The organism is Cryptosporangium arvum DSM 44712 (genome assembly GCF_000585375.1).
Classification (GTDB): domain Bacteria; phylum Actinomycetota; class Actinomycetes; order Mycobacteriales; family Cryptosporangiaceae; genus Cryptosporangium; species Cryptosporangium arvum.
Genome location: NZ_KK073874.1, coordinates 3096755 through 3109005 on the forward strand (window position 1 = coordinate 3096755; position 12251 = coordinate 3109005).

Here is a 12251-nt window from a genome sequence, read left to right on the forward strand (position 1 = left end):
ACGAAGGTCCGTAACGAACTCCGCGGGAGCTGAGAATCCATGGGAAAGCTGCTCTACGGCGCCACGATGTCGCTCGACGGTTTCATCGCCGGCCCGGGTGACGACATGCAGTGGCTGCGTGACTTCCTCGGTCCCGACCCGGTCGCCGACGAACTGGTGGCCCAGGTCGGGTCGTGCCTCGTCGGCGGCCGGTCCTACCGCGGTGACGACCCGAACATGGGCACCGAGAAGGAAGGCCCGTTCGGCGGGGCGTGGGAAGGTCCCCAGTTCGTGCTGACACACAACCCGCCGGACGTCGCGGTGCCGGGGATCACGTTCGTCACCGACCTCGCGACCGCGGTGACCGCGTCCAAGGCGGCAGCCGGCGACAAGTACGCGTGCATCATCGGCGCCGACGTGGGCCGCCAGTGCCTGGAGGCCGGCGCGGTCGACGACGTGCTGATGTTCGTCGCGCCGATCCTGCTCGGCGACGGCGTGCCGATGTTCCGGCACCTCGGCGGCGCGCACATCCGGCTGAACCCGCCGCGCGTGCACCGGACCGACCACGCCGTCAGCCTCTGGTACACCGTCCGGCGCTGAACCCGGACGTACTCCACGCGCGTATCCTGAAGCATGAGCTCCAGGAGCGCCGTCGTGTCCTCGCTTCGCGCGAACCCCGCCGTCTCGTCGATCCATCAGTCCCTCGACTTCTACTGGGGCAACGACGTCCGTGACGCGGCGATGGACGCGTTCCACGCCACGTTCGTGCGCCCGGGCGACCTGGTGTTCGACGTGGGTGCCCACGTCGGGGACCGGGTGGCGAGCTACCGGCGGCTCGGGGCGCGGGTGGTGGCGCTCGAGCCGCAGCCGCTGTGCGGCCGGGCGCTGACCGAGATCTTCGCCGACGACCCGGCGGTGCGGGTGGTCGAGGCCGCGGTCGGGGCGGAGCCGGGAAGCGTGACGTTCTACGTCAACACCGCGAACCCGACGGTCTCCACGGTGTCGAAGGACTTCGTCGAGGCCGCGTTCGGGGCGAACGGGTGGCACGGCCAGGTGTGGGACACCGAGATCTCGGTGCCGACCGTGACGCTCGACGAGCTGATCGGCGAGTACGGCGAGCCCGCGTTCGTGAAGATCGACGTCGAGGGCTACGAGTACGCGGTGCTCTCGGGGCTCTCCGCGGCGGTGCCCGCGTTGTCGTTCGAGTTCACCACGATCGAGCGCGGCGTCGCCCAGCAGTGCCTGGACCGGACCGTCGCGCTGGGGTTCACGTCGTTCAACGTCGCGCTGGGCGACGCGATGGACTTCGAGTTCGCGGCGTGGACGTCGGCGGAGGACGTCGCCGCGCACCTCGCGGGGCTACCCCACGAGGCCAACAGCGGCGACGTCTACTGCCGCCGCGGCTAGGAGTCGCCGTAGACCGGGATGCGGGCGCCGCTGATCGGGGCCGCGTCGTCGCTGAGCAGGAACGCGATGACCTTGGCGACGGCCGCGGTGGACACGGCCTTGGCGGCGGACTCCGGCGACAGCCAGCTGCGGTTGGCCGGGGTGTCGAGCACCGACGGCAGCACCGAGTTGACGCGGATCCCGGCCGGGCGCAGTTCGTCGGCGAGCAGCTCGGTGACCCGCACGACCGCGGCCTTGCTCGCGGCGTGCCCGACCGGCGCCTTCCCGGCCACCGCGGTCTTCGACCCGACCGTGACGATCGAGGATCCCCGCGGCATCCGTGACGCGGCCTGCTGCGCGCTCCACAGCAGCGTCGAGACGTTGCCTTCCCAGAGGCCGGTGAACGTGTCCTCGTCCAGGTCGGCGAGGCGGCCCGGTGCGAAGCCGCCGGCCAGCGTGACCAGCCCGGACGGCGTCCCGATCTCGTCGACGCGCTTCCACGCGGCCAGCACGGAGGCCCGGTCGGCGAGGTCGACCGCGATCGGGTGCACGTCGTCGAGCGCCTCCGGGGCCGCGCCGTCGCGGTCGAGAGCGACGACCGTGCGGCCCCGGGCGGTGAGGTCGGCGAGCACCGCCCGGCCGAGCGCTCCGGCGGCTCCGGTGACGACTACCAGGCCGGTCATATGTCCCCCTCCGTGCACAGTGTCCGGTCCGATCGTAGCCAGCGACTCTTCATCCGCCGTTCACCGGATCGGCGGAGGCGGCCCGGTGGCGCCGGTAGTTTGGGCAGAGTTCCGACCGGAGGGGATCACGATGACCGCCGCGACCACGCGCGCTGTGCCGTTACCCGGCACGTACAACGTCCGGGACGCCGGCGGGTACGCCACCGCGGGCGGTGGTTCGGTGCGGCGCGGGCTGCTGATTCGCGCCGACGGGCTGTCCGGGCTCGACGACGAGGGCCGGGCGCAGCTGGCCGCGCTCGGCGTCCGCACCGTGATCGACCTGCGTGAGGGCGCCGAGGTCGAGGTGGCGCCGGACGCGCTGGGCGACCTGCCGATCCGTTATCGGCACCTCCCGGCGTTCGCCGGGGTGGCCGCGCAGGAGCGTCCGCGGTCGCTCCAGGACGCGTACCACCTCATGGTCGACGAGTGCGGCGACGCGCTGGCCGCCGTGATCCCCGCGCTCGCCGAGCCCGGCGCGTTGCCCGCGGTGGTGCACTGCACCGCGGGCAAGGACCGCACCGGGGTCGTGATCGCGATCGTGCACGCGCTGCTCGGGGTGGGCGCCGCGGACGTCGAGGCGGACTACGCGGCGACCGCGCGGAACCTCTCCACGGGTTTCGCCGACAAGATCCGCGCGACGATGCCTCCCGGCGAGCACACCGACGCGATGCTCGCCGAGATGCTCGCCTGCCCGCCCGAGCTGATCCGCGCGACGCTGGCCCGCATCGGCGACGTCGAGCAGTACCTGACCGCCCACGGCCTGCCGCCCGGGGCCGTGGCCGGCCTGCGCGCGGCGTTGCTCGATCGGCCCTAGGAACGCAGGGCGTCGTCCCGGTATTCGGGGACGTCGGAGGTCGCGGCGTCGAAACGCTGCTGTTCCAGGGTGCGCAGCTCGACGCGGCGGATCTTGCCGGAGATCGTCTTCGGCAGGTCGGCGAACTCGATCCGGCGCACCCGCTGGAACGGCGCCAGGTGCTCGCGGGCGTAGGCCAGGATCGTCTCCGCCGTCGCCGCGGTCGGCTCCCACCCGGCGGCGAGCACGACGAACGCTTTCGGCACCGCGAGCCGGATCGGATCCGGGGCCGGCACGATCGCGGCCTCGACGACCGCCGGGTGCTCGAGCAGCACGCTCTCCAGCTCGAACGGGCTGATCTTGTAGTCGCTGGCCTTGAACACGTCGTCGGTGCGCCCGACGTAGGTGACGTACCCGTCGGCGTCCCGGGTCGCCACGTCACCCGTGTGGTAATAACCGCCGGCCATCGCCTCCTCGTGCCGGGCCGGATCGTCGGTGTAGCCGACCATCAGGTTCACCGGCCGGGCGGCGAGGTCCAGGCACAGCTCGCCCTCGGCGTCCGACGGCGCCCCGGTGACCGGGTCGACGAGCACCACCGGCACGCCCGGCAGCGGCCGCCCCATCGACCCCGGGCGCACGTCCTGACCCGGGGTGTTCGCGACCTGAACGGACGTCTCGGTCTGCCCGAACCCGTCCCGGATCGTCAGGCCCCACCGCTCCCGGACCTGCTCGATCACCTCGGGGTTGAGCGGTTCGCCGGCCGCCACCACCTCACGCAGCGCGCCCGGCCCACCGGACAGGTCGGCCTGGATCAGCATCCGCCAGACCGTCGGCGGCGCGCAGAACGTCGTCACACCGCACCGGCGGATCTGCTCCTGCAGGGCGTCGGCATCGAAGCGGGTGTAGTTGTAGACGAAGATCGTGGCCTCGGCGATCCAGGGCGCGAACACGTTGCTCCACGCGTGTTTCGCCCAGCCCGGCGAGCTGATGTTCAGGTGCACGTCGCCGGGGCGCAGCCCGATCCAGTACATCGTCGAGAGGTGGCCGACGGGGTAGCTCACCTGGTTGTGCTCGACGAGCTTCGGGCGGCTCGTGGTGCCGGAGGTGAAGTAGACGAGCAGCGTGTCGTCGGGGGTGGTGAGGGGTTCGCGGCGGGTGCCGGGGAAGCCCGACGCGTCGGCGTAGGACCGCCAGCCGACCGCGCCGCCGACCGCGAGCCTGCCGTAGCCGCCGGGGACGTCGTCGAACTTCGGGGTGTCGGCGGAGTTCGCGATGACGTAGGCGGCCCGGCCGCGGTCGACGCGGTCGCGGAGGTCGGCCGGGCCGAGCGCGGTGGTGGTCGGCATGATCACGGCACCGAGCTTGGTGATCGCGAGCACCGACTCCCAGAGCTCGACCTGGTTGGACAGCATGAGCAGCACCCGGTCGCCCCGCCCGACGCCGTCGGCGGCCAGCAGGTCCGCGAGCCGGTCGGAGCGGGTGACCATGTCGTCGAACGAGTATCGGTTCTCGGTGCCGTCCTCCTCGACGATCCAGAGCGCGGTGCGGTCGTTGCCGCGCGCGTACGCGTCGAACCAGTCGATCGCCCAGTTGAACGGGCCGTCGAACGTCGGCCAGGTGAACTCCGCGACCGCACGGTGGTAGTCGGTGCGGTGGCGCAGGAGTAGGTCACGGGCGTGCCGGTACGTCTCGGTCGCGGACATCGTTGCCCCTTCTCGTGAGTGCTCGCGACCCTAAGCAATCCCGCCGACGCCCGTTACCCCCGTTCGGGGGAGGCATAGTGAGGTGGTGGACGACCTCGGTGAACGCTCGGTGGTGCGTGGTGCGCTGCTCCGGTTGCGCCGGACCAGCGGGGTCCCGGTCGCGTTCGGCGGGCTGGTGGCGCCGCGCGGCATGCGCCTCACCGAATTCAGCGGGACGACGACCGGCGGGCTGCGTGACCTGCTGGTGACCGCCGGGAACGGGCTCGGCGGGCGGGTGCTGGCCCGAGCGGGCGCGGAGAGCGTCGCCGACTACGCGTCCGACCCGCGGATCACCCACGAGTACGACCGCCCCGTGCTCGACGAGGGGTTACGGGCGGTCGCGGCGGTGCCCGCGGTCGTCGGTGGGGTCGCGCTCGCGGTGCTGTACGGCGGCATCCGGGAACCGCTGGCGCTCGGGCCACGGGTGCTGGCGGCGATGTCGGCGGCGGCGGCCGACGTGGCGACCGAGCTCGCCGTGCGCCGCGAGGTCGAGCGCCGGCTACGCACGCTGGAGACGGCCGCGATCACCCGGGCGGCCCGGGAGCTGCCGTCGGCGCCGGAGTGGGACGAGGTCCGCGCCGCGCACGCCGAGCTCCGCGCGATCTCCCGCGAGGTGGCCGACCCCGGGCTCCGCCGCCGCCTGCTCGACGTCTCCGAACGCCTGACCGCTGGCGACACCGCCACCGAGGCGCCGGGCGGGGTGCGGTTGTCGGAGCGTGAGCTCGACGTGGTGGCGCTGGTGGCGCTGGGATGCACGAACGCCGAGGTCGCGCGGCGGCTCGAGGTGGGGGCGGAGACCGTGAAGAGCTACCTGCGCGGCGCGATGCGCAAGCTCGGCACGCACACCCGCACCGCGACGGTGGTCGCCGCCCGGCGGGCGGGGCTGCTGCCCTGAGCGCTCGGCCCGCGGCCCGGTGCCGCGGGTGGTCGGCGACCGGCAGGGTGACGTTCTACCCGGCGTCGCGGTAGGCGAGGCGGCCGCCGATGGCCAGGCTCCAGCGGCGGGGGAGCAGCCGGGCGACCGAGACCATCGCGCGGTTGGGGAGGCCCGCGACCGCGCTCGGGGCCCGGCCGTCCAGCGCGCGGAGCGCTCCGGTGACCACCTGGGCGGGGGTCTGCCAGACGCCGCCGCCGGCGTCGCGGGTGCCGACGACGTCGAAGAACTCCGATTCGGTGGCGCCGGGGGAGTAGACGAGCACCCGGATCTTCGTGGTGCGCAGCTGGTAGGCCAGCGCCTCGGTGAAGTTCAGGACGTAGGCCTTGGTGGCGCCGTACACCGGCATCGACGGCGTGGGGGCGTACGCGGCGACGCTGGCGATGTTGAGCAGCGTGCCCTCGCCGGCCTCGATCATCGCGGGCAGGAACGCGTGGCTGACGTCGGTGAGCGCGGCGATGTTGACCTGGATCATCGCGGCGAGCCGCTCGGGGTCCTCGGCGACGAACGGGCCGTAGTTGCCGAAGCCCGCGTTGTTCACCACCACGTGGACCGGCTGGGTGACGAGCCGGCGCAGCGCGCGGCCGGCGTCGGGGCGGGCGAGGTCGAACGGCACGACCTCGACCTGGACGCCGTGCTCGGCCCGAAGCGTGGCGGCCAGCTCCTCGAGGCGGTCCCGGCGGCGGGCGACGAGGACGAGGTTCGCGCCCCCGGCGGCGAGCCGGCGGGCGAATTCGGCGCCGATGCCGGCCGAGGCACCGGTGATCAACGCGGTCTGGTGGCGAAGGTCCATGCGCTTGAAACTAGGCAGTGTCAGGATTCTTGTCAATGACAAGATCTGACTAAGCTGAGCGCGTGGCCTACCACCACGGAAATCTCCGCACCGACCTGCTCGCGGCGGCCGAGAAGGCGCTCGCGACCGTCGGCGTCGACGGCATCTCGCTCCGGAGCCTGGCCCGTGACCTGGGCGTCTCCCACGCGGCCCCGAGCCACCACTTCCGCGACAAACAAGCGCTGCTCGACGCGCTGGCGGTCGAGGGGTTCACCCGGCTGGCCGACCGGGTGGAGAGCACGAGCCCTCCGGACGGGTCGTTCCGCGACCGGCTCGACGCGATGACCCGCGCGTACGTCGGGTTCGCGGTCGAGCACGAACCGCTGCTCGCGCTGATGCTGAGCACCAAGCACCACCCCGGGGCCACCGAAGCGCTGGCGGCGGCGGCCGCACGGGGCGTCGTCGTCGCGGTCGACCTGGTCGCGGCCGGTCAGCGTGCCGGCGAGGTCCGCGCGGGCGATCCGTACACGCTGGCGATCGTGGCGGCGGCGCAGGTGCACGGGGTCGCGTCGATGGCGGCCCGGGGGCTGCTCGGCGGGGTGCCGCTGGATGTGGCGATCAGCACCACGGTCGACCTCGTGTCCCGGGGACTCTCGGCCTGAGTTCTTCGTTTGGGAGCACAAGGATCGGTCACCACCCCGTGACCGGTCCTCGTGTCGTCTACCGGGGTTGTGGAGAAGAACTAAGCATGGTCGAGTGGCTATTGGTGCTGCTGGGATTGCTGCTGGTAGCGGCGTGCGGGGTCTTCGTCGCCGCTGAATTCGCGTTCGTCACGGTGGACCGCGGGGCGGTGGAGCGGGCCGGTGCCGGTGGAGTCGACGCGGCGCTGCGAACCCTCTCGACCCAGCTGTCCGGTGCCCAGGTGGGCATCACGATCACGAACCTCGCGATCGGTTTCCTCGCCGAGCCCTCGATCGCGGCGCTGCTCGAAGGGCCGCTGGGGGCGCTCGGCCTCGGCGACCCGGCCGTGACCGGGGTGGCCGTCGCGCTCGCCCTGACGCTGTCGACGCTGATCACGATGCTGTTCGGTGAGTTGGTCCCGAAGAACATCGCGATCTCCAGGCCGCTGGGCACCGCGATCGCCGTGGCCCCGCTGCAGCGCGGGTTCACGCGCGCGACGCTGCCGCTGATCCGGCTGCTGAACGGCATCGCCAACGGCATCCTGCGGCGCTTCGGCATCGAGCCGCAGGAGGAACTGTCCTCGGCCCGGGCGCCGGAGGAACTGGTGTCGCTGATGCGGCGCTCGGCGCAGATGGGCACGTTGCCCGGTGAGACGGCGGAGTTGCTCGGCCGCACGCTCGGGCTCGGCCGGCTGACCGCGGCCGACGTCATGACGCCACGCAGCCGCCTCACGGTGGTGAACGCCGACGACCCGGTGCACACGGTGCTGACCGCGACCGGCCGGACCGGGCACTCGCGGTTCCCGGTCGTGGGCGAGGACATCGACGACATCGTCGGCCTGGTGCACGCCAAACACGCGGTGGGGGTCGCGCGCGACGCGCGGACCTCGGTGCCGATCCGGTCGGCGATGCAGCCCCCGGTGTTCATCCCCGGCTCGGTACCCGCCGACGACCTGCTGCCGCAGCTGCGTCGCGAAGGGCTGCAGCTCGCGGTGGTGGTCGACGAGTTCGGCGGCACCGAGGGCATCGTCACGCTCGAGGACCTGATCGAGGAGATCGTCGGCGAGGTGGCCGACGAGCACGACCGGTCGCAACCGGCCGGGCTGCGCCGCCGCCCCGGCGGCGGCTGGGTGCTGAGCGGGTTGCTGCGCCCGGACGAGATCCGGGAAGGAACCGGCGTGCCGGTGCCCGACGGGCCGGAGTACGACACGCTGGGCGGGTACGTCACGGTCCGGCTGGGCCGGCTGCCCCGGCTCGGCGACGAGGTGCTCGTCGTCTCCACCCCGGCCGACGTGGACGCGGAGCCGGTGCGTTTCCGGCTCGAAGTGGACCGGCTCGACGGGCGGCGCGTCGATCGCGTGCTGGCGATCGCGGAACCGGCCGGGGGGAGCGCCCGATGAGCGACTGGGCCGGAGTGCTGCTCACCGCGTTCCTGCTGCTCGCGAACGCGTTCTTCGTCGGTGCCGAGTTCGCGCTGATCTCCGCGCGGCGCACCACGATCGAGCCGCGTGCGCTCGCCGGTTCGCGCGCCGCGAAGACGACGCTGCGGGCGATGGAGAACGTCTCGCTGATGATGGCCGGCGCTCAGCTCGGCATCACGATCTGCACGCTCGCGCTGGGCGCCATCGGCGAACCGGCCGTCGCGCACCTGCTCGAGCGTCCGTTCGTCGCCGTCGGCGTGCCCGACGACCTGCTGCACCCGATCGCGTTCGCGCTGGCACTCGCGCTCGTCGTCGGCCTGCACGTGGTCGTCGGTGAGATGGTGCCGAAGAACATCGCGCTGGCCGGCCCGGACCGGTCGGCGATGCTGCTCGCGCCGCCGCTCGTCGCGATCGTGACCGCGCTCAAGCCGGTGATCTTCGTGCTCAACGCGATGGCCAACCTGATCCTGCGGCTGGTCAAGATCCAGCCCAAGGACGAGGTCAGCAGCACGTTCACCCGGGACGAGGTGGCCGATCTGATCACCGAGTCGCGCCGGGCCGGGCTGCTCGAACCGGCCGAGCACACGCTGCTCACCCGGGCGCTGACCCTCGACGAGCGGACCGTGCGGCGGGTGGCGTTGCCGCTGGCCTCGCTGGTGACCGTGCCGCGCTCGGCGACGCTCGAGGACGTCGAGGACGTCGCCGCGCGCACCGGGTTCTCGCGGTTCCCGGTGGTCTCGGCGACCGGGGTGCCGGTGGGGTACCTGCACCTGAAGGACGTCGTCATCGACACGGTGACCGAGGGCGTGCCGCACACCGCGCCGATCCCGGCCGACATCGTGCGGCCGCTGCCGACCGTCGACCCCGGCGCCACGCTGCGCGAGGGCATCGCCGCGCTGCGCAACAGCGGCGCGCACCTCGCCCAGGTGGAGGTGGACGACGGGGTGGCGCTGGTCGCCCTCGAGGACATGCTCGAGGAACTCGTCGGCGAGATCCACGACAGCGCCCACACGTAGCGTGCGGTTCCCCGTGGCGTGTCCGGAGGGGCCGCGCTACGCCCGGAGTCGCCGGAAACCAGTGGTGCCCGGCGCGTAACCTGACCGGTGGAACTCCGAATCGGTCGTCCACGAACGGTGTCGCAGAGGACGAACGACCCCGCCCGGCGGGGAGGAGGTGGCGACGGTCCCTGCTCGCTGCCCATTTCTCGGAGACCTCCATGGACATCGGCCTCGGTTTGCCGATCAGCAACCCCGCCCGCCTGATCGACTGGGCCACCCGCGCGGAGTCGGCCGGCTTCTCCACGCTGGCGTTGCTCGACCGGCTCGCCTACGACAACCCCGAACCGCTCGTCGCGCTGGCGGTGCTGGCCGGCGCCACCACGCGGATCCGCCTGCAGACCGAGGTGCTGCTCGGGCCGCTGCGCTCCACCGCCCTGCTGGCCAAGCAGGTCGCCACCCTCGACCGGATGTCCGGTGGTCGGTTCGTCCTCGGGATCGGGGTCGGCGGCCGCGAGGACGACCACGCCGCCGCCGGGACGCCGATCGGCCGGCGCGGGCGGCTCCTCGACGCCCAGCTCACCGACCTGCGCGCGATCTGGCGCGGCGAGGAGTACCGCGGTGCCCCCGTCGGCCCGCCGATCACCGCTCCGCCGATCCTGATCGGAGCGTTCGCACCGGCCGCGTTGCGCCGGGTGGCCGCGCACGGTGACGGGTTCCTCTGCGCCGCGCCGCTGACGTGGGCGGGCGGGCTGGTGCGTACCGTGCGCGACGAGTGGTCGTCGGCCGGGCGGGCCGGGCGGCCCCGGCTGGTGTGCCAGATCAACGTGGCCGCCGCCCCGGCCGTCGACGACGCGCGCAGGGCGATCGCCGACTACTACGCGTTCACCGGCCGCGACGACTGGGCCGTGCCGCTCAGCGACCCGGCCGAGATCGCCGACACCGTGGCCGCCTATCGCGAGTTCGGCGCCGACGAACTCGTGCTCTACTGCTACGGCGAGGACCCCGGCCAGGTCGACGCCCTGGCCGGGATCACGCTCCACTGACGACATGCGGTTCCCCGGCGCCGCCGGGGAACCGCGTCAGCGCAGGCGCAGGACGCTCAGCGCCACGAGACCGGCGGCCGCGGCCAGGTAGAGCGTGAACTCCAGGAACTGGAAGGTCCAGTACCGCCCGGCCGGGTGGTAGGCGACGTCCACGTGGACCCCCAGGGCCTCGATGCAGGCCGGTGCCGTCTCGGGGGAGCGGGACACGCACGCGCGGTACCGGCCGAGGTCGACGAGCTCCCCGGACGGCGTCCGGAGGCGGCTCGTCGACACCACCATCGCGCCCGGGACGGTGAGCCCGCTGATGGTCGCGTCGGACCCGAGGAACCGCAGGTTCGCGACGACCTCCGCGGTCATCGGCACCGCGCGGTGCTCCGGGGCGAGGAAGTGCGCCCGGAGCGTCGTCGGCACCAGGATCTGCACGGCGATCAGCACCAACCCGGTGACCGCCATCGTCCGTACCGTCCGCCGCAATAACAAGCCCAGACCCGCCCCCACCACCACCGCGAACAACGCATACCCCACCGGAACCAGGTTGCGCGTCCCGAACAGCAGCCGGGTGAAACGGTCACCGGCCACCGCGTCGTACGGCGCCGCCGCCCAGGTCAGGAACACACTCGCCAGACCGCTCACGACGACGCTCGCCGCGCCGACGACGAGCAGCTTTCCCCGCAGCCACCGGCTCCGCGGCACGCTCTGGTTCCACACCAGACGGTGAGTCCCGGCCTCCCACTCCCGCGCCACCAGCGGCGCACCCCAGAAGATCCCGATCAGCACGGGCAGCACCAGCAGGCCGGCGTCGGCGAAGTACAGCACGTTCACCCACTTGTCGGTGAACTCGGCCGCGAGCGCACCGCAGTCGGCCGTGCAGCGCACGTACGGCTCGCGCCGGATCGCCACGCCGAGGACCACCAGGCCGGAGACCGCGGCGGCCAGCGCGATCGCGGCCACGACGGCCGGCCCGCGGAACTGCCGCCAGCTCAGCCAGATCATGCGTGGCTCAGGTGCGTCAGCACCAGCTCCTCCAGCGTCGGGGCGGAGTGCTCGGCGAGCAGCGAGCGCACGTCACCGGCGAGCCGGAGACGCCCGCCGGCGAGGACGATCAGGTAGTCGCAGACGCGCTCCACGTCGGAGAGCAGATGGGAGGAGAGCACGGCCCCTGCACCGAGTTCGGTGACCGATTCACGCAGGTGACGCAGGAACTCGGTGCGGGCGAGCGGGTCGAGCGCGGCCGCGGGTTCGTCGAGGATCAGCAGGTCGGGACGTTTGCCGGCGGCGATCGTGAGCGCGAGCTGGGCGCGCTGCCCGCCGGAGAGGCGGCCGGCCTTGCGGCCGCGGTCGAGGCCGAGCGCGTCGACGCGTCGCGCGGCGAAGGCCGCGTCCCAGCCGGGGTTGAGGTGCGCTCCGAGGCGGAGGTGATCGGCGACGGTGAGGTCGGCGTAGACCGGCGCGTCCTGGGCGACGAAGCCGACGCGTCCGAGCCGCGCTCCGGGGCGCTCGCCCAGCACCCGGAGCGTTCCCGAGGTGGGGCGCAGCAGCCCGCAGAGCAGTTGGAGCAGCGTCGACTTGCCGGCGCCGTTGGGGCCGACGAGGCCGGCGATCCGGCCGGGCGGGACGGACAGGGTGCAGTCGGCGAGCGCGGTGCGCCGGCCGTAACGTTTGCCCAGGCCGGAGGCCTCGAGCAGCGGTGGGGATGCCATGCCTTCCACGCTGCGGGGTGGCCCGGTCCGCGGCACCGGTCGGAAGCAGGGTTCCGGTCGTACTTTTGACCGGTTCGCGCG

At 73.0% G+C, this 12251-nt stretch carries 13 protein-coding genes; 8 read left to right on the forward strand and 5 right to left on the reverse strand.

Features of this window, described 5'->3' with window-relative positions; all coding sequences use genetic code 11:
• Positions 1-39 precede the first annotated feature (39 nt).
• The gene (locus CRYAR_RS14420; protein ID WP_035851256.1) at positions 40-579 is read left to right on the forward strand and encodes a dihydrofolate reductase family protein; all 540 of its coding nucleotides are present in this window, start codon (positions 40-42) and stop codon (positions 577-579) included.
• Positions 580-612: 33 nt separating this feature from the next.
• Entirely contained in the window at positions 613-1386 is a 774-nt protein-coding gene (locus CRYAR_RS14425; protein WP_035851257.1) for an FkbM family methyltransferase, read from the forward strand.
• Here the strand turns inward: CRYAR_RS14425 and CRYAR_RS14430 are convergent.
• A complete protein-coding gene (locus CRYAR_RS14430; protein WP_035851258.1) occupies positions 1383-2048 on the reverse strand; it encodes an SDR family oxidoreductase in 666 nt (221 codons plus the stop codon). The genes CRYAR_RS14425 and CRYAR_RS14430 overlap by 4 nt on opposite strands.
• Positions 2049-2178: 130 nt before the next feature.
• On the opposite strand from CRYAR_RS14430, the gene CRYAR_RS14435 reads away from it, so the two are divergent.
• Positions 2179-2901: a tyrosine-protein phosphatase gene (locus CRYAR_RS14435; protein WP_051570204.1), complete on the forward strand. Its 723-nt coding sequence runs from the start codon at positions 2179-2181 to the stop codon at positions 2899-2901.
• On the opposite strand, the gene CRYAR_RS14440 is transcribed toward CRYAR_RS14435, so the two are convergent.
• Positions 2898-4583 carry an AMP-binding protein gene (locus CRYAR_RS14440; RefSeq protein ID WP_035851259.1) on the reverse strand — a complete coding sequence of 562 codons (1686 nt, stop codon included), beginning with the start codon at positions 4581-4583 and terminating at the stop codon, positions 2898-2900. The two genes, CRYAR_RS14435 and CRYAR_RS14440, sit on opposite strands and share 4 nt — an antisense overlap.
• 85 nt (positions 4584-4668) lie before the next feature.
• Between CRYAR_RS14440 and CRYAR_RS14445 the strand changes: the two genes are divergently transcribed.
• Positions 4669-5517 carry a helix-turn-helix transcriptional regulator gene (locus CRYAR_RS14445; RefSeq protein ID WP_035862408.1) on the forward strand — a complete coding sequence of 283 codons (849 nt, stop codon included), beginning with the start codon at positions 4669-4671 and terminating at the stop codon, positions 5515-5517.
• Positions 5518-5572: 55 nt separating this feature from the next.
• On the opposite strand, the gene CRYAR_RS14450 is transcribed toward CRYAR_RS14445, so the two are convergent.
• Positions 5573-6349 carry an SDR family NAD(P)-dependent oxidoreductase gene (locus tag CRYAR_RS14450; protein WP_035851260.1) on the reverse strand — a complete coding sequence of 259 codons (777 nt, stop codon included), beginning with the start codon at positions 6347-6349 and terminating at the stop codon, positions 5573-5575.
• Between the two features lie 62 nt (positions 6350-6411).
• Between CRYAR_RS14450 and CRYAR_RS14455 the strand changes: the two genes are divergently transcribed.
• From CRYAR_RS14455 to CRYAR_RS14470, 4 genes are all read left to right on the forward strand, one after another.
• Positions 6412-6990 carry a TetR/AcrR family transcriptional regulator gene (locus CRYAR_RS14455; protein WP_035851261.1) on the forward strand — a complete coding sequence of 193 codons (579 nt, stop codon included), beginning with the start codon at positions 6412-6414 and terminating at the stop codon, positions 6988-6990.
• An 86-nt stretch (positions 6991-7076) separates the two neighbouring features.
• Entirely contained in the window at positions 7077-8408 is a 1332-nt protein-coding gene (locus CRYAR_RS14460) for a hemolysin family protein (RefSeq protein WP_035851263.1), read from the forward strand.
• Positions 8405-9445, forward strand: a complete 1041-nt coding sequence (locus tag CRYAR_RS14465) for a hemolysin family protein (RefSeq protein ID WP_035851264.1) — start codon at positions 8405-8407, stop codon at positions 9443-9445. The genes CRYAR_RS14460 and CRYAR_RS14465 overlap by 4 nt, the downstream gene beginning before the upstream one ends.
• Before the next feature lie 200 nt (positions 9446-9645).
• Positions 9646-10470 (forward strand): LLM class flavin-dependent oxidoreductase, encoded by an 825-nt coding sequence (locus CRYAR_RS14470; protein WP_035851266.1) that lies wholly within the window; start codon positions 9646-9648, stop codon positions 10468-10470.
• 36 nt (positions 10471-10506) lie between these two features.
• Here the strand turns inward: CRYAR_RS14470 and CRYAR_RS14475 are convergent, their stop codons facing one another.
• Positions 10507-11463: an ABC-2 transporter permease gene (locus CRYAR_RS14475; protein WP_035851268.1), complete on the reverse strand. Its 957-nt coding sequence runs from the start codon at positions 11461-11463 to the stop codon at positions 10507-10509.
• Positions 11460-12170: an ABC transporter ATP-binding protein gene (locus CRYAR_RS14480; RefSeq protein WP_051570206.1), complete on the reverse strand. Its 711-nt coding sequence runs from the start codon at positions 12168-12170 to the stop codon at positions 11460-11462. The genes CRYAR_RS14475 and CRYAR_RS14480 overlap by 4 nt, the downstream gene beginning before the upstream one ends.
• Positions 12171-12251: the final 81 nt, after the last annotated feature.

What these genes read in the sequence shown, in the direction of transcription:
- CRYAR_RS14440 (WP_035851259.1), bottom strand. Translation starts at nt 4,583, where the DNA reads ATGTCCGCGACCGAGACGTACCGGCACGCCCGTGACCTACTCCTGCGC.
- CRYAR_RS14475 (WP_035851268.1), bottom strand. Translation starts at nt 11,463, where the DNA reads ATGATCTGGCTGAGCTGGCGGCAGTTCCGCGGGCCGGCCGTCGTGGCC.
- CRYAR_RS14470 (WP_035851266.1), top strand. Translation starts at nt 9,646, where the DNA reads ATGGACATCGGCCTCGGTTTGCCGATCAGCAACCCCGCCCGCCTGATC.
- CRYAR_RS14480 (WP_051570206.1), bottom strand. Translation starts at nt 12,170, where the DNA reads ATGGCATCCCCACCGCTGCTCGAGGCCTCCGGCCTGGGCAAACGTTAC.
- CRYAR_RS14450 (WP_035851260.1), bottom strand. Translation starts at nt 6,349, where the DNA reads ATGGACCTTCGCCACCAGACCGCGTTGATCACCGGTGCCTCGGCCGGC.
- CRYAR_RS14420 (WP_035851256.1), top strand. Translation starts at nt 40, where the DNA reads ATGGGAAAGCTGCTCTACGGCGCCACGATGTCGCTCGACGGTTTCATC.
- CRYAR_RS14425 (WP_035851257.1), top strand. Translation starts at nt 613, where the DNA reads ATGAGCTCCAGGAGCGCCGTCGTGTCCTCGCTTCGCGCGAACCCCGCC.
- CRYAR_RS14465 (WP_035851264.1), top strand. Translation starts at nt 8,405, where the DNA reads ATGAGCGACTGGGCCGGAGTGCTGCTCACCGCGTTCCTGCTGCTCGCG.
- CRYAR_RS14435 (WP_051570204.1), top strand. Translation starts at nt 2,179, where the DNA reads ATGACCGCCGCGACCACGCGCGCTGTGCCGTTACCCGGCACGTACAAC.
- CRYAR_RS14430 (WP_035851258.1), bottom strand. Translation starts at nt 2,048, where the DNA reads ATGACCGGCCTGGTAGTCGTCACCGGAGCCGCCGGAGCGCTCGGCCGG.
- CRYAR_RS14460 (WP_035851263.1), top strand. Translation starts at nt 7,077, where the DNA reads ATGGTCGAGTGGCTATTGGTGCTGCTGGGATTGCTGCTGGTAGCGGCG.